The 21,731-nt window shown below is 57.5% G+C and carries 19 protein-coding genes; 8 read left to right on the top strand and 11 right to left on the bottom strand.

Going from position 1 to position 21,731, the window contains the following annotated elements; all coding sequences use genetic code 11:
• Nucleotides 1-130: 130 nt before the first annotated feature.
• A complete protein-coding gene (locus GOW92_RS18220) occupies nucleotides 131-1,789 on the bottom strand; it encodes an NAD+ synthase (protein ID WP_170562944.1) in 1,659 nt (552 codons plus the stop codon).
• A gap of 147 nt (nucleotides 1,790-1,936) precedes the next feature.
• Between GOW92_RS18220 and GOW92_RS18215 the strand changes: the two genes are divergently transcribed.
• Nucleotides 1,937-3,394: an MORN repeat-containing protein gene (locus GOW92_RS18215; RefSeq protein WP_170562941.1), complete on the top strand. Its 1,458-nt coding sequence runs from the start codon at nucleotides 1,937-1,939 to the stop codon at nucleotides 3,392-3,394.
• A gap of 5 nt (nucleotides 3,395-3,399) precedes the next feature.
• On the opposite strand, the gene GOW92_RS18210 is transcribed toward GOW92_RS18215, so the two are convergent.
• On the bottom strand, nucleotides 3,400-4,065 hold the full coding sequence (locus GOW92_RS18210; protein WP_170563243.1) for an SDR family NAD(P)-dependent oxidoreductase: 666 nt from the start codon (nucleotides 4,063-4,065) through the stop codon (nucleotides 3,400-3,402).
• 287 nt (nucleotides 4,066-4,352) lie between these two features.
• Here GOW92_RS18210 and GOW92_RS18205 point away from each other — a divergent pair, with 287 nt between their 5' ends.
• Entirely contained in the window at nucleotides 4,353-5,927 is a 1,575-nt protein-coding gene (locus tag GOW92_RS18205; protein WP_170562938.1) for a 2-isopropylmalate synthase, read from the top strand.
• A gap of 55 nt (nucleotides 5,928-5,982) precedes the next feature.
• On the opposite strand, the gene GOW92_RS18200 is transcribed toward GOW92_RS18205, so the two are convergent.
• The 3 genes from GOW92_RS18200 to GOW92_RS18190 all read right to left on the bottom strand — a co-directional run bounded on the left by GOW92_RS18200 (nucleotide 5,983) and on the right by GOW92_RS18190 (nucleotide 8,368).
• Complete coding sequence (locus GOW92_RS18200; RefSeq protein WP_170562935.1) at nucleotides 5,983-6,480, bottom strand: DUF2141 domain-containing protein; 498 nt, start codon at nucleotides 6,478-6,480, stop codon at nucleotides 5,983-5,985.
• An 18-nt stretch (nucleotides 6,481-6,498) separates the two neighbouring features.
• Nucleotides 6,499-7,398, bottom strand: coding sequence for a sterol desaturase family protein (locus tag GOW92_RS18195; protein WP_170562932.1), 900 nt, complete (start codon nucleotides 7,396-7,398; stop codon nucleotides 6,499-6,501).
• Nucleotides 7,399-7,579: 181 nt separating this feature from the next.
• Nucleotides 7,580-8,368: a 23S rRNA (adenine(2030)-N(6))-methyltransferase RlmJ gene (locus tag GOW92_RS18190; RefSeq protein WP_170562928.1), complete on the bottom strand. Its 789-nt coding sequence runs from the start codon at nucleotides 8,366-8,368 to the stop codon at nucleotides 7,580-7,582.
• 155 nt (nucleotides 8,369-8,523) lie between these two features.
• On the opposite strand from GOW92_RS18190, the gene GOW92_RS18185 reads away from it, so the two are divergent.
• From GOW92_RS18185 to GOW92_RS18160, 6 genes are read left to right on the top strand one after another with little or no spacing between them, the layout of a single operon-like run.
• A complete protein-coding gene (locus tag GOW92_RS18185; RefSeq protein WP_039523195.1) occupies nucleotides 8,524-9,570 on the top strand; it encodes a rod shape-determining protein in 1,047 nt (348 codons plus the stop codon).
• 59 nt (nucleotides 9,571-9,629) lie between these two features.
• A complete protein-coding gene (gene mreC / locus GOW92_RS18180; RefSeq protein WP_170562925.1) occupies nucleotides 9,630-10,532 on the top strand; it encodes a rod shape-determining protein MreC in 903 nt (300 codons plus the stop codon).
• Entirely contained in the window at nucleotides 10,525-11,061 is a 537-nt protein-coding gene (locus GOW92_RS18175) for a rod shape-determining protein MreD (RefSeq protein WP_170562921.1), read from the top strand. The genes mreC and GOW92_RS18175 overlap by 8 nt, the downstream gene beginning before the upstream one ends.
• Nucleotides 11,058-13,007, top strand: coding sequence for a penicillin-binding protein 2 (gene mrdA / locus GOW92_RS18170; protein WP_170562918.1), 1,950 nt, complete (start codon nucleotides 11,058-11,060; stop codon nucleotides 13,005-13,007). The genes GOW92_RS18175 and mrdA overlap by 4 nt, the downstream gene beginning before the upstream one ends.
• On the top strand, nucleotides 13,004-14,143 hold the full coding sequence (gene rodA / locus GOW92_RS18165; protein WP_170562915.1) for a rod shape-determining protein RodA: 1,140 nt from the start codon (nucleotides 13,004-13,006) through the stop codon (nucleotides 14,141-14,143). The genes mrdA and rodA overlap by 4 nt, the downstream gene beginning before the upstream one ends.
• A gap of 15 nt (nucleotides 14,144-14,158) precedes the next feature.
• Nucleotides 14,159-15,091 carry a 2-hydroxyacid dehydrogenase gene (locus GOW92_RS18160; RefSeq protein ID WP_170562912.1) on the top strand — a complete coding sequence of 311 codons (933 nt, stop codon included), beginning with the start codon at nucleotides 14,159-14,161 and terminating at the stop codon, nucleotides 15,089-15,091.
• Nucleotides 15,092-15,096: 5 nt separating this feature from the next.
• On the opposite strand, the gene GOW92_RS18155 is transcribed toward GOW92_RS18160, so the two are convergent.
• The 6 genes from GOW92_RS18155 to GOW92_RS18130 form a co-directional block, all read right to left on the bottom strand.
• Nucleotides 15,097-17,112 carry a M3 family metallopeptidase gene (locus GOW92_RS18155; protein WP_170562908.1) on the bottom strand — a complete coding sequence of 672 codons (2,016 nt, stop codon included), beginning with the start codon at nucleotides 17,110-17,112 and terminating at the stop codon, nucleotides 15,097-15,099.
• Between the two features lie 105 nt (nucleotides 17,113-17,217).
• Nucleotides 17,218-18,267 carry a HesA/MoeB/ThiF family protein gene (locus tag GOW92_RS18150; protein ID WP_170562905.1) on the bottom strand — a complete coding sequence of 350 codons (1,050 nt, stop codon included), beginning with the start codon at nucleotides 18,265-18,267 and terminating at the stop codon, nucleotides 17,218-17,220.
• Complete coding sequence (dut, locus tag GOW92_RS18145; RefSeq protein ID WP_170562902.1) at nucleotides 18,267-18,722, bottom strand: dUTP diphosphatase; 456 nt, start codon at nucleotides 18,720-18,722, stop codon at nucleotides 18,267-18,269. Before dut ends, GOW92_RS18150 begins: the two co-directional genes overlap by 1 nt.
• 15 nt (nucleotides 18,723-18,737) lie before the next feature.
• Entirely contained in the window at nucleotides 18,738-19,934 is a 1,197-nt protein-coding gene (gene coaBC, locus GOW92_RS18140) for a bifunctional phosphopantothenoylcysteine decarboxylase/phosphopantothenate--cysteine ligase CoaBC (RefSeq protein WP_170562899.1), read from the bottom strand.
• Nucleotides 19,935-19,996: 62 nt separating this feature from the next.
• A complete protein-coding gene (locus tag GOW92_RS18135; protein WP_170562895.1) occupies nucleotides 19,997-20,812 on the bottom strand; it encodes a ChaN family lipoprotein in 816 nt (271 codons plus the stop codon).
• On the bottom strand, nucleotides 20,809-21,687 hold the full coding sequence (locus tag GOW92_RS18130) for an RNA polymerase factor sigma-32 (protein ID WP_170562892.1): 879 nt from the start codon (nucleotides 21,685-21,687) through the stop codon (nucleotides 20,809-20,811). Before GOW92_RS18130 ends, GOW92_RS18135 begins: the two co-directional genes overlap by 4 nt.
• Nucleotides 21,688-21,731: the final 44 nt, after the last annotated feature.

Below are 21,731 nucleotides of genomic sequence, written 5' to 3'. Positions count from 1 at the left end.
AAGCGTGTTGAACGGATGAAGCAGAATCTAGGTTCACACTGTCCCCAAGGCGGAGACAATATGCAAAATATCACCAAAAGGCGCTACAATTCGGAAACCACCGAAATCTAAGAATCCGCGCGGTTTCGATTTAAGACCGATCCCGCCAACGGTTTACGATCGGGTATCTCCGGTCCAGCCAGAAGGCCCTGTTAGTCAGTCGCGTGCCCGGAGCGGACTGAAAACGCTTGTACTCACTGATATAAATCAGGTGCTCGACACGGCGGGCGACATCGGCATCGAAGCCTGCCGCTTCGCAGTCGGCGATCGAACCATCGCGGTCGACCAGGATTTCCAGAATGGCGTCCAGTTCCGGGTAGTCCGGCAGGCTGTCGCTGTCTTTCTGGTCTTCACGCAACTCGGCGCTGGGGGGTTTGTCGATCACCGACGGGCGGATCACCTCGGCATCAGGTCCCATCATCCAGTCACGATGGTTGCCATTTCGCCAGCGGCATGTTTCGAACACACGCGTTTTATACAGATCCTTGATCGGGTTATAGCCACCATTCATGTCGCCATAAATGGTCGCATAACCCACGGCTACCTCGGACTTGTTGCCTGTGGTCAGCAGCATTTCGCCAAACTTGTTTGAGATCGCCATCAACAGCAATCCGCGCAAGCGTGACTGAATGTTTTCCTCGGTCAAATCCGCCTCGAGCCCGGCAAACAAAGGTGCCAGAGTGTCTGTCACCGCCGCCCGGCTGTCCGAGATAGGAACATAATCGAAATGCACGCCAAGCGCCTTGGCGACGGCTTCGGCGTCATCCAGCGAAGCCTGGCTGGTGTATTCCGACGGCAGCATCACACAACGTACGTTGTCCGCCCCGATTGCATCAACTGCTATTGCGGCAACCAACGCCGAGTCCACGCCGCCCGAAAGGCCCAACAGCGCCTTCTTGAATCCGGTCTTACCCATGTAATCGCGCAGAGATTGGACCATGGCACGATAGTCCTGCTCCCACTCATCCGGTTGCGGAACGATCTCGCGTGGCACAATACGCCACCCTTCATCGCCGCGCTCCAAATCAACATGCGTTACAGCCTCGTCAAAGACCGGCATCCGAAACGCAATCTCTCCTCCCGGGTTAAGGCCGAAGGTTGCGCCATCAAAGACCTGATCGTCCTGTCCGCCCACCATGTTCAGGTAGATCAGCGGCAGGCCGGTTTCGACCACACGAGCAACCATGTGGTTCAGACGCACATCATACTTGTTGCGGAAATAAGGCGAGCCATTGGGGATCAGCAAAAACTCGGCCCCGGTTTCTTCCAGAGTTTCCGAGACGTCCGGATGCCAGCTGTCTTCGCAGATCGGGCTACCGATCCGCGAGTTCCCAACCGAGTACGGGCCGCCCAACGGGCCAGCGTCGTACAAGCGCACCTCGTCGAACACTGTTTCATTCGGCAGGTGGTGCTTCAACACCTTGCTACCAATACGACCGGCCTTGAGGATCAGGTAAGCATTGAAAAGCTTGCCGTCTTCGGTCCACGGACCACCGATTGCAATGGCCGGCCCATCGGCACATTGGGCAGCCAGCTTCTGAACCGCAGCCATGGCAGCCTGGTGAAAGACCGGCTTCATCACCAGATCCTGCGTGTTGTAACCGGTGATGAACATTTCAGGGAAAGCCACAAGGTCGGCACCTGCCTCGCGCCCCTGTTCCCACGCCGCAAGCGCCTTGTCCAAGTTGCCTTGGATGTCCCCAACAACAGGGTTGAGTTGTGCCAGAGTAATGCGGAAACGGTTGGCCATGCTGCCCTCTTGCCCTCGTCAGTCCTAATGCCATTTAGCAGATCGCACCGCGAGTGAAAGTCAAATGCGGCAAAACACGTTGCTCTGTCCGCACGGGTATCTTAGTTTTGCAATAACAAGTGACAATCGGGCAAGGCAGGAAAAACCATGAACGCTATCCGCACTTCTTTTGCCGCCACGGCGATGGCTTTGCTGGCCGCATCCGCCTCTGCGCAGGACGGGCAGGTTATCGTTGCGGATGATGACGTCGGCGGCGTGTACGAGGGTACATTCCTAAACGGCCTGCGCCACGGCGAAGGCACCTATCGGCTGCCAAACGGGTTCGAATATGTCGGCGAATGGGTCGAAGGCGAAATCCAGGGCAAAGGCATTGCACGCTATGTCAACGGCTCAGTCTATGAGGGGATGTTCTCAAAGGGACAACCCGAAGGACAAGGCAAGATCATCTATCCCGACGGCGGCAGCTATGAAGGGGAATGGGCCGAAGGGTCGATAAATGGAACCGGAGTCGCAAAATACACGAATGGCGTCCGGTACGAGGGCAGCTTCAAGGACGCTCGCTATCACGGCAAAGGCGTCCTGACGGACCCCAGTGGTTACGTTTACGATGGCAACTGGGCCGATGGTGTAAAGCATGGCGAGGGCAAAATCACCTCGACACAAGGCAGCATCTATGAAGGGGAAATCAAGAACGGTCTGCGCGATGGCCAGGGCACACTGACCATCCCGGATGGCATGACATATACTGGCGAATGGTCTCAGGACCGCATGACCGGCAAGGGCCGCCTGTTGCAGGCCAATGGTGACCTCTACGAAGGCGATCTTGTGGACGGCCGCCGCGAGGGCAATGGCAAAGCGACCTATGCCAACGGCGCGACCTATGAAGGCGAATATGCCGATGACCGCCGCCATGGCAAAGGACGCTTTCTTGGGACCGACGGCTTTGACTACACCGGTGAATGGGTGGACGGTCAAATTGAAGGGCTGGGTGAGGTCACGTACCCCGACGGCGCCACCTATACAGGTGATTTCAGCGCAGATCTGCCGCACGGCAAAGGGGTTCAAACCTATCCGGATGGCACCGTCTATGACGGCGAATGGACGGCCGGTATTTTCGAAGGCAATGGAAAGGCCACCTACCCCAACGGTGTTGTCTATCAGGGCCAGTTCAAGAACGGCCTCAGCCATGGCACCGGCGTTTTGACATTCGCCAACGGGTATCGATACGAAGGCGAATGGGTAGATGGCGCGCGCCAGGGCAAAGGCAAAGCGACATTCCCTGACGGAACCGCTTATGAAGGCGATTTCAAGGACGGTCAGCGTCACGGCGAAGGGACTATAAAAACACCGCGCGGGTTCAGCTATACCGGCGGTTGGGCGGAAGGCAAAATCAGCGGTCAGGGTGTCGCGACCTATGCGACCGGTGACGTGTACGAAGGCACATTCCTCGACAACAAGCGACACGGCAATGGCACCATGCGCTATGCCAATGGTCAGGAAGAAACAGGCGTTTGGGAAAACGGTGTTCTGCCTCCAGAAAACGTAAGCGCACCAGATGCGACGGATACCGAACCCGAGCCTGACACCTCTTCTTCTGACGGGTGATCAAACTACCAGGGCACCGGCTTCCCCGCCCAGTCAAAGAACCCACCTGTATCAGCAGAGTTCAAGGCGGCTGCTACGGATAGCAGGTTTTGGGCGGCCTCATCAGGTTCAACCGCTGGGTGCTTTCCGACATATTTCCGCGTGAAGGCCGTATTGACCGTACCAGGATGCAGGGCGACACAGATTGCGTGTTTGTGGGTCCGGGCCAATTCGATCGCAGATGTGCGGACAATCTGGTTCACCGCCGCCTTGGACGCCCGATAACTGATCCATCCGCCTAGCCGGTTGTCACCAATAGACCCCACCCGCGCGGACAAAACCGCAAAGACGGCGCGCTGGTCGCGCGGCAGCAAGCGCGCAGCATGAGCAAGAACCAACGCAGGTCCCACCGCATTCAGCGCAAATTGATCCATCATCGCCTGCGCCGATAGCATCCTGATGGTTTTTTCGGGGGTCGCACCGTTTATCTCAAGCGCGCCAGCCGCGACCAAGATCAGGTCAAACGGTCCAGTAACACCTGCCATTGTCCGATCCACGATCTCGGGGTCAGTCAGATCAAACCCGTCCTGCGACCTGGACAAGGTTGTGACGTTGACCGATTGCTGCCTAAGCCTGTTGGCGATTGCGCCTCCGATCCCGCCTGAGGCACCAATAATGAGTGCTGTGTCCATGCAGGACGAACTAGCCGTAGGTAATTCCAGATCAACACGCGCGGAAAAAAGAAATCTAACCATGTGATCGAGGAAAATTCGTTCTTTTCATTCCCGCCGCGCGATGTATAACCTCAACCCCATGATCAACCGCGCAGATATCCTGATTGCCGACACCGCCCTTCGCGGTGCGTCTCTGCGTGGCCTACTGATCCTAATCCGCCTCTGAGCGTGCCATCCGGCGCGCCCGCTCAGAGGAGGACGCCCGCGCGCCAAATGGCTTTAGGACAGACAAGAAAGAGATTCCCATGACCAATGTGACCGACCAAGACCGCGTCTTGATCTTTGACACAACCCTGCGCGACGGCGAGCAAAGCCCCGGCGCGACCATGACCCATTCCGAAAAGCTTGAGATTGCTGAGCTGCTGGACGAAATGGGCGTCGACATCATCGAAGCCGGGTTCCCAATCGCTTCCGAGGGCGACTTCAAGGCCGTCTCTGAAATTGCCGAACGATCCAAAAACAGCCGCATCTGTGGTTTGGCCCGTGCCAATTTCGCGGATATCGACCGCTGTTGGGAAGCTGTGAAACACGCAGGCAAGAGCCGAATTCACACCTTCATCGGCACCTCACCGCTGCACCGTGCGATCCCGAACCTGACGCAGGACGAGATGGCCGAAAAAATCCACGAAACCGTGAGCCATGCGCGCAATCTGTGTGAGAACGTGCAGTGGTCACCGATGGATGCCACGCGGACCGAATGGGATTACCTCTGCCGCGTGATCGAGATCGCCATCAAAGCTGGTGCAACGACAATCAACATCCCCGACACGGTCGGCTACACCGCACCGATGGAATCCGCCGACCTGATCAAACGCCTGATCGAAACGGTTCCCGGCGCGGATGAGGTGGTCTTCGCTACCCACTGCCACAACGACCTTGGCCTGGCGACCGCGAACTCCCTCGCTGCGGTTGCGGGTGGTGCACGTCAGATCGAATGCACTATCAACGGTCTGGGCGAACGCGCAGGAAATACCGCGTTGGAAGAGGTGGTAATGGCGCTGCGCACCCGCAATGACATCATGCCTTGGTCCACCGGTATCGACACGACCAAGATCATGCATATCTCGCGCCGCGTCGCGACCGTGTCCGGCTTCAACGTGCAGTTCAACAAGGCCATTGTCGGTAAAAACGCGTTCGCGCATGAAAGCGGCATCCACCAGGACGGCATGCTTAAGAACCGCGAAAACTTTGAGATCATGCGCCCCGAGGATATTGGACTGTCCGGCACGTCTTTGCCGCTGGGCAAACACTCGGGCCGCGCGGCGCTTCGCGACAAGCTGAACACGCTGGGCTATGAGGTGGGTGACAACCAGCTCAAGGATATCTTCTTTCGGTTCAAAGAGTTGGCCGACCGCAAAAAAGAAGTGTTCGACGACGACCTGATCGCGCTGATGACATTGGATGACGACGACGGTAGCGATCACCTGCAGCTGGTTTCGATGAAAGTCACGTGCGGAACTGTCGGCAAGGCCGAAGCCACAATCGAAATGGAAGTGGGCGGCAAGGAAATCATCGCCACCGAACAAGGCGACGGCCCAGTCGACGCTGCATTTCGTGCCATTCGCGTTGTGCATCCGAATACGGCGCATCTGCAGCTTTACCAGGTGCATGCCGTGACCGAAGGCACAGATGCGCAGGCCACGGTATCGGTGCGTCTGGAAGAGGACGGCATGATCGCAACGGGCCAATCCGCCAATACCGATACGGTCGTAGCCTCGGCCAAGGCGTATATCCACGCGCTGAACCGCCTGATCGTGCGGCGTCAAAAGGCCGGTCCGGGCGCTGACACCCGCGAGATCTCTTACAAAGATCTTACATAAACAAAAAAGGGGCGGTCGATTGTCGACCGCCCCCTCTCATTCATCTCCAGCCAGATTACGGCCAATAGAACAAGGTCAGATCAACTGGCTTTTCCGTCCCGATCAGCGAATACTCATACACAGGCGTATCGTTGAGGTCGTTCAGCCCGGACACTGCATATCCCTCGGTCGGCAAATAATTCGCATCGTAGTTCAGATCGTAATCGCCATTCTCGTCGTGAAAGGCGATAACAGCGAAGTACCCGCTTTCCAGGTCGGGGAAATCGAACCGGGCCGGTCCATCAGAGGCTGGTGCCTCAAGATACCCGGCAGCATTGGTGTAATCCATGTTGTCGAACGCTGCCGCCTGATCAAACGCCATGACGATAACGTTGCCCTTGGCGCTGCGCGTACCGTGCAGATTGACCGTCAGGCCCGTGTTTTGCGCAGCCTCCGCGGTCGAAGCCGCTGCTTGGTCAATATCCGTGGTGAACCCCGAGGCGACCCAGGCACCACCGACAAACAAACCTGCTGTTACAATGGCCGCCACGATGCGTTGAGTGTTGCTTGGCATATTTTACACTCCCTCGAGTTACTTGGCGGGTTTGTTCAGTTTCCGACCGTTCTTTGGCTGCCAGCCCGGCGGTCCGAAGAAAACACCCAGCTTGTTGCTGAACCCCGGCATATTCCAGACATCCTTGAACAGACGGGCAAAACCGTGAAGGAAAGCGACGAAAGGGTTGATCGAGTCGATCGGTTTAACAAGACCATAGACCACCTCTTCCTTTTCCTCCTCGAACGTACCGAACATGCGATCCCAGATGATCAGAATCCCGGCATAGTTCTTGTCCAGGTATTTCGGGTTGGACCCGTGGTGAACGCGGTGGTGCGACGGCGTGTTGAAGATATACTCGATCGGCCGCCACAGCTTTTTGATAACTTCGGTATGCAGGATCGTCTGATACAGCTGCACCAGCAGTTCTGCGATCAACACCATGAACGGGTTAAAGCCCAAAAGAACCAGCGGAATGTGAAAGAACAGCGGCCAGAAACCATCCAGCGGGCCATGGCGATAGGCGACCGAGATATTGAAGAAGGGCGAGCTGTGGTGAACCGAATGTGTAGCCCAAAGGAAGTTGATCCGGTGCAGGATTCGATGCTCCCAGTAGTAAGCAAGGTCTGCAAGTATCAGCACAATGATGAACGAGGCCCATGTCGTCGGAATTTCGAACACGGCAAATTGCGAAGCCCAGACATATGCACCGATGTAAAACCCGGCCAATAATACAAAGCTGATTCCGATGAAGAAAACCAGCGTGATAAAGTTGGTGACGGTATCCCCCATCATCTGCCAGTTCAGTTTTTTGACGACTGCATAGCGGACCAATTCGAAGGCCAGGAAGCCCATTGCGAAGACAAAGAACCAGTCGTTGATCAAAGTTTCCCAGTAACTCAGGTGAAAGTCACTGATATGGCGGGTTAGAAAGTCCATCGAAGTAATCCGATTCCGTTCGCTGTCATATGTGACAACTTATGTACGGAGCCAATATTAAAAATCAAGATCCCGGCATCAGAAAAGCGGGACCTTCCGGCAAAGACATTGCTGTGGCATCAGAATTTGCTCCTGAGAAGTTCACTCTCAGGCAAAATCCCGTGTAATCACCGGTTTTTCTTCAACGAAGTTTGCCGAACAAGCCGTCCAGCGTTTTAGCGGACTCGTTCAGACCATAAGGCGCGTTCACGACAAACATGCCCGAACCAACCATACCGTGCCCTTCACGTGCGGCCGGAAAGCGCACCTCGTGATGCCAAACTTTGGGGAAATCCCGTTTCTCCAAAGCGTCGCGCATGCCCTGATGCCGCCCATTGGCCAGTATCGGATACCACAACGCAATGACACCGACGTTCCATTTCCGGTTCAACGAGGCGATAATACCGGGCATTCGGTCATAGTCAGATTTGATCTCATAGCTTGGATCAATCAGCAATACGCCACGGCGCGGTGTCGGGGGCAGCAAAGATTGGGCCAGGTCAAAGCCGTCCTGCCGATAGGTTCGGGCGTCAGACGTGATCAATGCGTCGGACAGTGCTCGGTATTCTTGCGGGTGCAATTCGGCAAAGTGCATCTTGTCGTATGAGCGCAACAGGTTCGCAGCAATCAAAGGCGACCCCGGATATGCGGATGTGCCGTATCGGTCGTGCACAGCGGCAATGGCTTGGCTCAAGGGATGATCGGCGTGAAACCAGCCTTCGGTCAACGCACGTTCGATTCCTGCTGCTGCTTCACCCGTCTGAACGGCCTGATCCGAGTCCAGCTTATACAGCCCCCGCCCCGAATGGGTTTCGATGTAGCTCAGCGGTTTGTCTTTTTGGGTCAGATAGGCCAGCGTTTCTGCCAAAATTGCGTGCTTATGGACGTCCGCAAGGTTACCGGCGTGGTAAATATGTTGATATGAGAGCATGATGCCTTCTAAAGTCCCTGCAATTAAGGCGGAAAGGTGCTGATTGCCGCGGAATCAGCCCTTTTACCGGGCGAGTTGGCACCCTATAAGTCATCCGTCCCGGAACCGTCGAGTCGCGGGCAGTAGAAAAACCGACATACAGGATCAGGGGAAACATGGGGATCTTTGGCAATCTGGGCGGCCTGTTCACAGCGGACATGGCTATCGACCTTGGAACGGCAAATACGCTGGTTTATGTCAAGGGGCGCGGTGTTATCCTGTCTGAACCCTCTGTCGTTGCTTATCACGTCAAAGACGGCGTTAAAAAGGTTCTGGCCGTTGGTGAAGACGCCAAACTGATGCTGGGCCGAACCCCCGGCTCGATCGAGGCGATCCGCCCGATGCGCGAAGGCGTCATTGCCGACTTTGATACTGCTGAAGAAATGATCAAGCATTTCATCCGCAAAGTGCACAAACGCTCAACGTTTTCGAAACCGAAAATTATCGTTTGCGTACCTCATGGCGCGACACCTGTTGAAAAGCGCGCGATCCGTCAGTCGGTTCTGTCCGCTGGCGCGCGCCGCGCCGGTCTTATTGCCGAACCTATTGCAGCCGCGATTGGTGCAGGTATGCCCATCACCGACCCGACCGGCAACATGGTCGTCGATATCGGTGGTGGTACAACCGAGGTGGCCGTTTTGTCGCTGGGTGACATCGTTTACGCGCGCTCGGTCCGCGTTGGCGGCGACCGGATGGACGAGGCCATCATCTCATACCTGCGCCGTCAGCAGAACCTGCTGGTCGGCGAATCCACCGCCGAACGTATCAAGACTACCATCGGCACTGCGCGCATGCCCGACGACGGCCGCGGCCAGTCGATGCACATCCGCGGTCGCGACCTGCTGAACGGCGTCCCGAAGGAAATTGAGATCAGCCAGGCTCAGGTGGCCGAGGCGCTGTCTGAGCCTGTCCAGCAGATTTGCGAGGCGGTGATGACCGCGCTGGAAACCACTCCGCCCGATCTGGCGGCGGATATCGTGGACCGGGGCGTGATGCTGACCGGCGGCGGTGCGCTGTTGGGTGATCTGGACCTTGCCCTGCGCGAACAGACCGGCCTGGCCGTGTCAATTGCCGACGAAAGCCTGAATTGTGTGGCTTTGGGCACCGGCAAGGCGCTGGAATACGAAAAACAACTGCGCCACGCGATTGACTACGAAAGCTAAGGCGCGCACCCTTAACCACATAGGGTAAATTCGGCACGAGCAGCACGGGAAGGAGTCCTGTGGCAAAAGACCGATCACAGCGCGATGAATACACAACCCCCTTGCGCCGCCTGCTGCTGGGGATTGTTGTGTTGTGCCTGTTGGGAATCTTCCTGATCTGGCGGATCGACAGCCCCCGCGTAGAACGGTTTCGCGCACAGGTCGTAGACAGGGTCGTGCCGTCTATGGAATGGGCCATGGTTCCGGTCACCGCCACCGTAAATCTGGTCCGCGACTTCCAAAGCTATCAACGGCTTAGCGACCAGAACCAGGAATTACGCAGCGAGTTGCGCATTATGCGCGCCTGGAAAGAGGCCGCTTTGCAGCTGGAGCAGGAAAATGCCCGGCTTCTGGACCTGAACAATGTCCGACTGGATCCTCGCCTGACCTATATCACCGGGGTGGTCATGGCCGACAGCGGCTCACCTTTCCGTCAGTCGGTCCTGCTAAATGTCGGCGAGAGAGATGGGATCAGGGACGGCTGGGCAACAATGGATGGGATCGGCGTGGTCGGCCGCATCTCGGGCGTTGGCCTGGACACAGCGCGCGTTATCCTGATGACGGATGCATCCAGCGCTATACCGGCCACGATCCAACCGTCTGGCCAAACCGCCCTGATCACCGGCGACAACACCCAATCCCCTTCGGTGGAGTTCCTCGAGAACCGCGAACTGGTACGTCCGGGCGATCGCGTTGTGACCTCCGGCGATGGGGGTGTGTTCCCAGGCGGGCTGCTGATCGGACAAATCACCGAAGACCCCGGCGGACGTTTGCGGGTGCGTTTGTCGGCAGATTTCGAACGGCTTGAGTTCCTTCGGGTTTTGAGATTCCATTCGGCCCCTGTGATCTCGGATCCCGGCGGTATCGTGGGTCCACGGCAACCAGAGGCTGCCTTGACCCCGCCGGAGGTCGGCGATGGATAAGCAAACCACGCATCTTTGGATCAAACGCAGTTTGTTTGTATTCTTGGCAGTAGTAATCATGTTTTTGCATCTTCTGCCGTTGAACACGCAGCCGGATCGCTGGCCGTTTCCGGATCTGTTGATCGCGCTTACGTTCGCTTGGGTTCTCCGCAGACCAGAGTACGTTCCCATATTTCTGGTTGCGGCGGTAATGTTGATGGCGGATTTGCTTCTGCAGCGGCCACCGGGCCTTTTGGCCGCGCTTGTGGTCCTGGGAGCCGCTTATCTGCGCTCGGCTGCGTTCGTACTGCGTGATTCCGGGTTTATGGCTGAATGGACAACAGCTGCCGTAGTGATCACTGGAGTTTTCGTTTTGAACCGTGTCATTCTTGCTATTGTATCTGTACAGCAAGCGGCATTGGGTCCTGTGGTGATACAAGTTGTTCTGACAATTGCGGTCTATCCTTTAATCGTTTTTCTCAGCCAAAACATGCTGGGTGTACGGCGGGTATCTGTATCTGATCCCGGCACAAGAGGGGCCCGGGCATGAAGCAACGCAACCCCAAAGCTCAAGGCTTGGCCTACAAACGCCTGCCCCGCCGCGCGTTGATCGTTGGCGGGTTGCAAGCTGCGTTTATCGGCGGGCTGGCCGCTCGTATGCGCTTTATGCAAGTCGATCAGGCCGACGAATACCGCCTGCTGGCCGAAGAAAACCGTATCAACATCCGTTTGATCCCCCCAACGCGCGGACGCATCTATGATCGGAACGGTCAAATCATCGGCCAGAATACGCAGTCCTATCGTATCGTGATGGTCCGCGAGGATGCAGGCGATGTCGACAAAGTTATCGCCAAGCTTTCAGACCTTATCCCGCTAACTCAGGAAGAGATTGATCGCGCCAAGACCGAAATGCGCCGATCTGCCCCGTTCCTGCCTGTCACCCTGGCCGATCAGGTCACGTGGGAAGACATATCCAAAGTCGCCGTCAACGCGCCCGCCCTTCCCGGCGTTACGCCCGAAGTCGGAATGGCTCGTCAGTATCCCCGATACGAGGATTTCGCCCATGTTGTCGGCTATGTAGGGCCGGTCAGTGACTATGACCTCAGCCAGATCACAGACCCCGAGCCAGTATTGCGTATCCCCCGTTTCCAGATCGGCAAGGTCGGACTGGAATCCAAGCAAGAAATCACATTGCGCGGCAAAGCGGGCGCAAAGCGTGTCGAGGTCAACGCCACAGGTCGTGTCATGCGCGAACTTGACCGGCAGGAAGGCGAGGCCGGGGCTGATCTGCAACTGTCCGTAGATGCGGACCTGCAGCAATACGCCCAAGCGCGCCTGGCCGGTGAAAGCGCCGCCGCGGTCGTCATCGACTGTGAAACCGGCGATATCCGGGCCATAAGTTCTGCACCCAGTTTCGATCCGAACCTTTTTGTGCGCGGGATTTCGGTTGGGGATTACCGGACACTCACTGAAGACAAATACCGCCCGCTGGCAAACAAGACGGTTCAAGGCACCTATCCGCCCGGCTCAACCTTCAAGATGATCACAGCGCTAGCCGCACTTGAGGCCGGAGTTGTTGGCCCCGGCAACACCGTCTATTGCCCCGGCCACCTGAAGGTTGGAAGCCGCCGTTTCCACTGCTGGAAACGTGGCGGACATGGGACAGTGGATCTTAATTTGTCACTGAAACGCAGCTGCGATGTCTATTACTACGATGTCGCGGTGCGCACCGGCATCGACAAAATCTCGGACATGGCGCGCAAGTTCGGGCTGGGCGTAAAACACGACATCCCGATGTCAGCAGTTGCAGCTGGTTTAGCCCCCAATCAGGCATGGAAAGAGCGGGTCCACGGTGAAGGTTGGCTGGTGGGCGACACCGCGAATGCCTCGATCGGGCAAGGGTTCATGCTGGCCTCTCCCCTGCAGCTTGCGGTCATGACGGCAAGGATCGCCACTGGCCGGGCCGTGAAGCCGCGTTTGGTGCGATCCGTCAACGGCATCGAAGAACCATCTGGCGCGGGTGAGCCGCTAGACGTAAATCCGTTCAATCTGGAACAGGTGCGCAAAGCGATGTTCTCGGTGTCAAACGACAGGGGTGGCACCGCCTATCGCAGCCGGATAATCGAAGACGAATTCCGCATGGCCGGCAAAACCGGAACCAGTCAGGTACGCAACATCACCAAGGCGGAACGCGCCGCTGGCGTGATCCGCAACGAAGACCTGCCATGGGAACGGCGCGACCACGCGTTGTTCGTCAGCTTTGCGCCCTATGACAACCCGAAATACGCGGTTGCAGTGGTGGTGGAACATGGCGGCGGCGGATCCAAAGCAGCGGCCCCTGTCGCACGGGACATCATGTTGCAGGCGTTGTACAACGGTACCCCGCCGCTGGAAGCGTACCCGGTAGCAGATCGTGAGCGCATCAAGGAACAACAAAAACGGCTGGAGGGCGACCGCCGCCCCAAAGCGCGACCCGATGAAAAGGACCGCGCATGAGCTATCTCGAGTACGCCGTCAAATCCACACCAACGGGGTTTCGCAAGTTCCTCTACATGAACTGGCCGCTGACGCTGTTGCTGATCAGTGTAGCCAGCGCCGGGTTTCTGATGCTGTACTCGGTTGCGGGCGGATCCTGGATGCCTTGGGCCGAGCCGCAGATTGAACGGTTCGGACTGGGACTGACAGTTATGTTCATCATCGCGCTGGTACCAATCTGGTTCTGGCGCAACATGTCGGTTGTGGCCTATCTTGGCGCGATCGTTCTTCTGGTATTCGTGGAACTTTTTGGCACCATCGGCATGGGTGCGCAACGTTGGATCGACCTTGGATTCATGCGGCTGCAACCTTCCGAAGTCATGAAAGTGGCGCTGGTTATGGTGCTGGCGGCATATTACGACTGGCTACCCTCTCACAAAACATCGCGCCCGCTCTGGGTTTTGATTCCGGTCGTCCTGATCCTGATCCCCACGGCAATGGTCCTGAAGCAACCCGATCTGGGCACTTCGATCCTTTTGCTGGCAGCGGGCGGTGGCCTGATGTTTCTGGCAGGTGTTCACTGGGCCTATTTCGCCGCCGTTATCGCAGCGGTAGTCGGCCTGATTGCCACCGTGTTCAACAGCAGGGGCACCGAATGGCAGCTTCTCAAGGACTACCAGTTCCGTCGAATAGACACCTTTCTTGATCCGTCAACCGATCCACTTGGGGCTGGTTATCACATCACGCAGTCCAAAATCGCGCTGGGGTCGGGTGGCTGGAACGGCCGCGGATTCATGCAAGGAACGCAATCGCGCCTGAACTTTCTGCCCGAAAAACACACCGACTTCATCTTTACCACGCTGGCCGAGGAATTCGGCTTTGTCGGCGGCATTACTCTGCTGACCCTTTATGCCCTGATCATCATTTTTTGCATGGTCACTGCTTTAGCGACCAAAGACCGGTTCTCATCGCTGGTCACATTGGGCGTCGCTCTGAACTTTTTCCTGTTCTTCGCGGTCAACATGTCAATGGTCATGGGCCTTGCCCCGGTTGTGGGTGTGCCACTACCGATGGTCAGCTACGGAGGGTCCGCCATGCTGGTTCTAATGGCCGCCTTCGGCATTGTTCAAAGCGCGCATATTCACCGCCCCCGCTAAATTGAAAGGCCCCTCATGCCCGTAAACGTCCTGTTTTCCGCGCGCCCAGAACAATGGCCGGTGTATGAACCTCTACTTACAAAAGGGCTGTCGCAGGCCGATCTGGACTTCCGTCTGGCAACTGAGTTTGAGCCTGATCAGGTCGACTACGTCGTTTATGCACCAACAAGCGGGCTGCTGGATTTTTCACCCTACACACGATTGAAGGCGGTTCTGAGCCTTTGGGCAGGAGTTGAGAAAATTGCGGGCAATGAAACGCTGACCGTTCCGCTGGCGCGAATGGTTGACCACGGGCTAAAGCACGGCATGACGGAATGGGTCATCGGTCAGGTGCTGCGCTATCATCTGGGCATGGACCGCTATATCACGGTGCAGGACGGTGTCTGGACACCTGACGCCCCGCCGCTCGCCAGCGAGCGGAATGTGTGTGTGCTGGGCCTAGGTGCATTAGGAGAAGCCGCCGCAACGGCGCTGGCCGCGCTGAATTTCAAAGTCACGGGTTGGAGCAGAACCGCAAAGGACATCCCCGGCGTGACCTGCTTGCACGGCACTGACGGCTTGCGTACCGCCTTATCTAGTGCCGAGATCGTGGTTCTATTGTTGCCCGATACCCCGGCGACGGTGAATGCACTGAATGCGGACACTCTGGCCGTTCTGCCCAAGGGTGCGCGGATCATCAACCCCGGGCGCGGACCATTGATCGACGACGATGCGCTGCTGGCCGCGTTGGATTCGGGGCACATAAGCCACGCCACGCTGGACGTGTTTCGCGTGGAACCCCTGCCGTCAGAGCACCCCTACTGGGCGCATCCCAACGTGACGGTCACGCCGCATATCGCGTCGGAAACCCGCCCGGCGACCGCAGCTCAGGTGATCTGTGAGAACATTATCCGAGGCGAGGAAGGAAAGCCCTTCCTGCACCTCGTTGACCGCCATCTGGGCTACTGATCCGGTCAGGCCGCGATTAGCCCGCGGCCTTTCAACAGCGCTTCAACCCCTGGCAAACGTCCGCGGAACGCAAGATACAGGTCTTCGGCTTCGCGGGACCCGCCTGTAGATAAAATATTGTCCTCTAGGGCTTTTGCCCGTTCCGCATCAAAGGCTCCGCCGGCTTCTTCGAATGCAGCAAATGCGTCTGCATCCATGACCTCGGACCACATGTAACTGTAGTAGCCAGAACTATAGCCGTCGCCCGCGAAGACATGCGCAAAATGCGGTGTCGCATGGCGCATACCAATGGCTTTTGGCATTCCAATACCGGCCAGTACCTCGGCCTGTTTTGCCATCGGGTCAGATGGCGCTGCGCCATCATGGAACGCGAGATCAACCAGTGCCGAGGCCACGTATTCCACGGTCTGGAACCCTTGATCGAAATTCGCCGCCTTCAATACCTTGTCCAGCATGTCTTGAGGCATCGGCTCACCGGTTTCAGCATGGGTCGCAAATTCCGCCAGGACCTCGGGTACCTCCAGCCAGTGTTCAAAGAGCTGACTGGGAAGTTCTACGAAGTCACGTGCAACGCTGGTACCTGAGATGCTTTCGTAGGTCACGTTGGACAACATCTGATGTAAGGCATGGCCAAACTCGTGGAATAGCGTGCGCGCATCGTCATACGACAGCAGCGCGGGGTCACCTTTGGCGAAATTGCAGACGTTGATTACGATTGGGGCCTGTTCCTTGGGGAACTTTGCCTGACCCCGCATGGCGCTGCACCATGCGCCCGAGCGCTTTGACCCACGCGCAAAGTAATCGCCAATGAAAACCGCAATATGCTGCCCGTCGCGCGTCACGTCCCAAGCCCTGCAATCGGGGTGATAAAGCGGCACGTCCAGCGGGGTAAACTCTAACCCGAATAGCCTGTTGGCACAGGCAAAGGCAGCCTCGATCATGCGATCAAGCCGCAGGTAAGGTTTCAGCGCTGCCTCATCCAAATCATGTTCGGCCTTGCGGCGTTTTTCGGCGTAGTAGCGCCAGTCCCAAGCCTCGAGCGGGCCATTCACGCCATCCTCCTGCATCATGGTGGTCAGGATTTCTGCATCCGCGTCCGCCCGCTTTTTTGCAGGTTCCCAAACTTGCATCAACAGATCGCGAACACGGTCCGGCGTTCGGGCCATTTCGGTTTCCAGCTTGTAGTCCGCGAAACTGGAATACCCCAAAAGCTTGGCCCGCTCTTCGCGCAGGCTCAGGATCTCGGCCGCAATCTCGCGGTTGTCCGTGTCGCCGCCATTGGCCCCGCGTGCTGTCCAGGCGCGGTAGGCTTTCGCTCGCAGATCGCGACGGGGTGAGAATTGCAGAAACGGAACGATCAGCGACCGGGATAGAGTGACAACAGGTCCATCAGCCCCCTTCTCATCCCCGGCGGCCCGTGCCGTATCCACAACGAAGTCCGGCAACCCTTCCAAATCATCTTCGGGCAAGTCCATTGACCATTCCCGTTCGTCCGCCAGAAGATTTTGGGTGAACGAAGTCCCCAGCGAGGCAAGGCGCGACTTGATCTCTTGCATGCGGGTGTCATCGTCGCCATCCAATGCGGCACCTGCACGCACGAAACCACGATGCGTCAACATCAGAACGCGGGCTTGTTCATCGGTCAGCGTCAACTGATCCTTGCGCGCCCACAGGTCTGCGACCCGTTGAAACAGTGCTTTGTTCGAAGAAATCCCCGAAAAATGCGCCGACAGTTTGGGCGAAAATGCACGCTGCAGCTCTTCCCGCGCCGGGTTGCTGTCAGCCCCTGCAACGGTGAAAAAGTCAGACAAAACCTTGTCCATCTGCTCTCCGGCCGCTTCAAGTGCCTCGATTGTATTGGCAAAACTGGCTGGTTCGGGGTTGTTTGCAATCTCGTCGATCTGCGCGTTATGGGCTGCCATCGCCTGTTCCAAAGCAGGTGCGAAATCGTCATCCGAAATCCGGGCGAATGGCGCGATTTCAAATGGGGTGGTCCAGTCGGACAGGATCGGATTGGTCATGCGGATCTCCTTTGCTGGTCAAGCTAGGGAGGCGGGGTGGAATGGTCCAGAGGCGGTGCCTGCAATACATCGAAATTCTACTGCAATGCTGGCGCGACGATTGCCCTACGCGTCTTCTGCTCCGCAAATGGGGCAATCCGAACGTCGCGTCAGGGTGATCTTGCGGCTTTCGCCATAAAGTGCGTCATAAATCAGCATTTCTGCGCGCAGCGCCTGCCCGGCGCCCGTGATTACCTTGATCGCCTCAACCGCCATCATCGAGCCCACAACGCCGGGCAGCGGGCCAATGACGCCGGCCTCGGCACAAGATGGGGCCAAGCCAGGGGCCGGGGCCTCGGGGAAGATACACTGATAACACGGGGCACCGTTGGCCGGGTCAAAGACGCTTAGCTGACCTTCCCATTGTGACAGAGCACCCGAAATCAGCGGCTTACCCAGCGCCACCGCAGTACGATTGGCCAAATAGCGCGTTTCGAAATTGTCGGTCCCGTCGAGGATCAGGTCAAAATCGTCGAACAGGTCCGCTGCGATTTCATCGGTCAGGCGGCGATGGTAAGGCAGTACAACGACGTTTGGGTTTTGAGCCTGCATGGCCTGCTGGGCCGAGAAAACTTTAGGCATCCCGATATCAGCGTCGCGATGGATCACCTGCCGCTGCAGATTGGCGTTTTCAACAATATCGTCGTCGATCACACCGATCGTACCCACACCGGCCGCGGCAAGGTATTGCAAAGCAGGTGCGCCAAGCCCACCCGCACCGACAACCAGAACGCGGGCCTGTTTCATCTTTTTTTGCCCCGGCCCGCCAAGTTCTCGCAGGACGATATGGCGTGCATAGCGTTCCAGTTCGGTCTCAGAGAAGTTGTCTGATGGCATCGCGGTTTCCTCGGCTGACTGTGGCGCAGCGCGATTGCGCAGCGCATTAAGCACTCTGCCGTAAATCAGAACCAGAACCACCGTACCAGCCAGGATCAACCACAAGGCCGCGGACCCGCCGGTTGCCTCACGCAGCGGGTGCCCGTCCGGTAAGGTCAACTGAATGACCAGTACCCCGATCAACAAAACACCGACCGATACGGATCGGGCAGTTCGGGACACGCCGGCCATATACCCAATGCCCCACAGACCGGCAGCAAGGATAAGAACCAGAAACATCAGCCGCGTCCGGTCGAGCCGAAACCGCCGGCACCGCGATCTGTATCGCTGAGCGCTTCAACAGCTTCAAACGTCGCCTGCATGACAGGAGCAACAACCAATTGCGCGATGCGTTCGCCATGCGCAATCTCAAAGCTTTCCTGGCCTACATTTAGCAATATTACACCTAACGGACCACGATAGTCGCTGTCGATCGTGCCGGGCGTGTTGGGCAAGGTGATCCCGTGTTTTAATGCTAGGCCGGATCGGGGTCGAACCTGTACTTCGTACCCGTTTGGAATTTCGATCCGCAACCCGGTGGGAACCAAGGCACGCTGCCCCGGCTTCAGCGTGATCGGCGCTCCATCGGGCAGGTTCGCCCGGACGTCCGCCCCCGCCGCTCCGGTCGTTTCATAAGAGGGCAAAGCGATGGCCGGATCAGCCCCGTCTTCGCGGATCACACGAATTGCTACCATCACTGCACCTCTTGTTTAGCTTGTCAAAGCGTCGGCGATCTTTTGCGCCAAACGTTGCGCCACGGCATCCTTGTCCATACGCGGCCATTCTTCTGCCCCATCGTCCGAGATCAGGGTAACCGCGTTTTCCGAGCCCCCCATGATGCCGGTCGCCGGGCTGACATCATTGGCGACGATCCAATCACAGCCTTTTCGCGCACGTTTTGCGGTGGCGTGTTCCAGCACGTTGTCGGTTTCTGCGGCAAAACCAACCACCAGAGACGGCCGAATTGCATCCAGCTGCGACACGCGTTTGAGGATATCCGGGTTCTCGGCAAACTCCAGCACCGGCAGACCATCGCGGCTTTTCTTCAATTTCTTGTCCGAGGCCGTCGCCATGCGCCAGTCCGCAACTGCAGCTGCAAAGACACCCGCGTCCACTGGCATTGCAGCATCCACTGCATCAGACATCTGCTGGGCGGTTTCCACGCGGATCACTTGCACACCGTCGGGCGGCGGAACATCCGCAGGGCCGGTGACAAAAATCACGTCTGCGCCCAGCGCAGATAACGCCCGTGCCACCGCAGTACCTTGCGCGCCGGATGATCGATTTGCGATGTAGCGCACCGGGTCAATTGGTTCATGGGTCGGGCCCGAAGTGACCAGAATACGCCTGCCCTTAAGAGGGCCGTCACCAAGCTGTGCCTCGACCGCAGACACAATTTCCAGCGGTTCAGACATGCGGCCTGGACCGTATTCGCCACAGGCCATGTCACCCTCATTGGGGCCGACAAAGCGTATGCCATCTGCCTGCAATTGCTTGAGGTTGCGTTGTGTCGAGGGATGGTCCCACATCCGGACATTCATCGCCGGTGCACACAAAACCGGAGTATCCGTCGCCATCAGCAAGGTCGAAGCCAGATCGTTGGCCAAACCTGCAGCCATCTTTCCCATCATATCCGCCGTGGCCGGTGCGACTACGATCAGATCAGCGGACCGCGACAGTTGGATATGGCCCATCTCGGCCTCATCGGTCAGGTCAAACAGTTCGCGGTATACCTTCTCTCCGGCGAGTGCCGAGACCGACAGCGGGGTTACAAACTCTTCTGCCGCGCCAGTCAGAACCGGTGTCACTGAGGCACCGCGCTCTTTCAGTCGCCGGATCAGATCCAGCGACTTGTAGGCCGCGATCCCTGCGCCGATGATCAAAAGAATGCGTTTCGATGCCAGCATGTTGTGCCCTTCCCGTACCGGTCGGCCCGACATTAGGGAAGGCCAACGGACAGTTCCAGCGGTTAATTCTGTGTCTGAAAAGCCAGACAGGGGTCTTCACGCTCAATGCCGGGGCTGTCGATAACTGCGTCAAACACACCGTCTACAACACCATCCTCGGACTGACCCAACACGAAAACCTTCAAGCCTGGGCGCAGACGTGACAGAAAAGTTGGGATGCCCCTGTCCTTGCGAGCGTGACCATTGCCAGTGATCACGGCAACGGGACCGCCGGTATCGTCCACCGCTTGTAGTATGGCCCTGGTCAGAACCGCGTCCCGCAGCCTCTGAATTGCAACCAATTGCGGCAAAGCGGTCTCGGGTATCGCATTGCAATGAGCCGCCAATTGATCGGCTTCACGCGCCGCCTGTTCATCCCTTGGCAGTGGGACAGTCAGACCGTAGCGCGCGGCATCTGCGCCCAACGCTGTGGCCGCGCCGCGTTCCATGGCTGCTCGCGCCGCCGCGCGCGGAACCATCGCACCATACACCGGCGCGTCCGACGCCTGAAATACCGGATAGTACATGCTAAGGGGCGGCCAGCCGGATTCGAGCCACTTCAAAATCCTGGCAAGCTCCTCTGGATCAGAGACGGCCTTATCCGCCAATCTCTGAGCACCTTCTTCAGTCACCATTTCCCAGACAACCGCCGAGGGATTGATTGCCTTCAACGCCTCGGCCTGAACAATGTGGTGCTGCGGGTTGTCGTGAATTTCACCCAATATGACGACGTCCGCTGAAGTCATCGCGGACACAACGTCGTCAGGTATCAGGTCATCGGCATGGCCAGGGTTGGCCATAACCACCAGTGCACAAAGCAGAATCGCAAGATGTTTCATGCGATGAAGTGTTGCACCTCACGCGATTGAGCTTCAAGGTTCTTGCGCATTTTCACAAAAGCCGCAGCCTCAAGCTGACGCACGCGCTCCTTTGACAAACTCAGTTCCTGCCCAAGGCTTTCCAGCGTGCGGGCCGGTTCGCGCAGCTTACGTTCGCGGACAATGAACCGTTCGCGATCGTTCAATGCCTGCATTGCCGTCACCAGCCATTCACGCAATTGCTGGGTATCGTGACTGTTTTCGACCGCTTCTGCAGCTTGTTCGCGCTCATCTTCCAGCGCATCGATCCATTCGCGGCCGTCTTCATCAGCCGATTGAACGGCATTCAGCGAAAAATCAGAACCGGACAAACGGCCTTCCATCATTTCCACGTCTCGCAGCGGAACGCCGATCTCTGCGGCAATCATCTGGTGCAATTGATGACGGTCAAGATCCATGCCCTCGGTCGCGGCTTCCCGCTCCAGCCGGGCTTGCACACGTCGCATGTTGAAGAACAGTGATTTTTGCGAAGATGTGGACCCGGTGCGAACCATGGACCAATTGCGCATCACATAGTCCTGAATGCTCGCCTTGATCCACCAGACCGCGTAGGTCGAAAACCGCACTCCCCGATCGGGATCAAACTTGTCGGCGGCCTTCATCAAGCCCAGACCTGCCTCTTGGATGAGGTCATTCATCGGCGCGCCATAGCGTTTGAACTTGGCCGCCATTGAAATAGCCAGGCGCATATAGGCTGTGATCAACCGGTGAAGGGCCTGTTCATCGCGGTCATCCCGCCACGCATATGCCAACTTCAATTCTGTTTCCGCATCCAGAAGTTCAGCTTTCATTGCCCTCCGGGACATCGAAAAGTCGTTCGCATTGTCCAGTGCCATTGAAATCTCCCCTTTTCACAGGCGCGGGCCGGGGTTGCTTTGCC

Source organism: Ruegeria atlantica (assembly GCF_013032505.1).
Taxonomy (GTDB): Bacteria; Pseudomonadota; Alphaproteobacteria; order Rhodobacterales; family Rhodobacteraceae; genus Ruegeria; species Ruegeria atlantica_F.
The sequence above is the reverse complement of the archived record's forward strand: the minus strand, read 5'-3'. Positions and strand labels throughout refer to the sequence as shown.

What these genes read in the sequence shown, in the direction of transcription:
- GOW92_RS18195 (WP_170562932.1), bottom strand. Translation starts at nt 7,398, where the DNA reads ATGGACTTTCTAACCCGCCATATCAGTGACTTTCACCTGAGTTACTGG.
- GOW92_RS18135 (WP_170562895.1), bottom strand. Translation starts at nt 20,812, where the DNA reads ATGAAACATCTTGCGATTCTGCTTTGTGCACTGGTGGTTATGGCCAAC.
- GOW92_RS18130 (WP_170562892.1), bottom strand. Translation starts at nt 21,687, where the DNA reads ATGGCACTGGACAATGCGAACGACTTTTCGATGTCCCGGAGGGCAATG.
- GOW92_RS18190 (WP_170562928.1), bottom strand. Translation starts at nt 8,368, where the DNA reads ATGCTCTCATATCAACATATTTACCACGCCGGTAACCTTGCGGACGTC.
- GOW92_RS18185 (WP_039523195.1), top strand. Translation starts at nt 8,524, where the DNA reads ATGGGGATCTTTGGCAATCTGGGCGGCCTGTTCACAGCGGACATGGCT.
- GOW92_RS18220 (WP_170562944.1), bottom strand. Translation starts at nt 1,789, where the DNA reads ATGGCCAACCGTTTCCGCATTACTCTGGCACAACTCAACCCTGTTGTT.
- GOW92_RS18205 (WP_170562938.1), top strand. Translation starts at nt 4,353, where the DNA reads ATGACCAATGTGACCGACCAAGACCGCGTCTTGATCTTTGACACAACC.
- dut (WP_170562902.1), bottom strand. Translation starts at nt 18,722, where the DNA reads ATGGTAGCAATTCGTGTGATCCGCGAAGACGGGGCTGATCCGGCCATC.
- rodA (WP_170562915.1), top strand. Translation starts at nt 13,004, where the DNA reads ATGAGCTATCTCGAGTACGCCGTCAAATCCACACCAACGGGGTTTCGC.
- GOW92_RS18200 (WP_170562935.1), bottom strand. Translation starts at nt 6,480, where the DNA reads ATGCCAAGCAACACTCAACGCATCGTGGCGGCCATTGTAACAGCAGGT.
- GOW92_RS18155 (WP_170562908.1), bottom strand. Translation starts at nt 17,112, where the DNA reads ATGACCAATCCGATCCTGTCCGACTGGACCACCCCATTTGAAATCGCG.
- GOW92_RS18175 (WP_170562921.1), top strand. Translation starts at nt 10,525, where the DNA reads ATGGATAAGCAAACCACGCATCTTTGGATCAAACGCAGTTTGTTTGTA.
- GOW92_RS18150 (WP_170562905.1), bottom strand. Translation starts at nt 18,267, where the DNA reads ATGTTTCTGGTTCTTATCCTTGCTGCCGGTCTGTGGGGCATTGGGTAT.
- GOW92_RS18210 (WP_170563243.1), bottom strand. Translation starts at nt 4,065, where the DNA reads ATGGACACAGCACTCATTATTGGTGCCTCAGGCGGGATCGGAGGCGCA.
- GOW92_RS18160 (WP_170562912.1), top strand. Translation starts at nt 14,159, where the DNA reads ATGCCCGTAAACGTCCTGTTTTCCGCGCGCCCAGAACAATGGCCGGTG.
- coaBC (WP_170562899.1), bottom strand. Translation starts at nt 19,934, where the DNA reads ATGCTGGCATCGAAACGCATTCTTTTGATCATCGGCGCAGGGATCGCG.
- GOW92_RS18215 (WP_170562941.1), top strand. Translation starts at nt 1,937, where the DNA reads ATGAACGCTATCCGCACTTCTTTTGCCGCCACGGCGATGGCTTTGCTG.
- mrdA (WP_170562918.1), top strand. Translation starts at nt 11,058, where the DNA reads ATGAAGCAACGCAACCCCAAAGCTCAAGGCTTGGCCTACAAACGCCTG.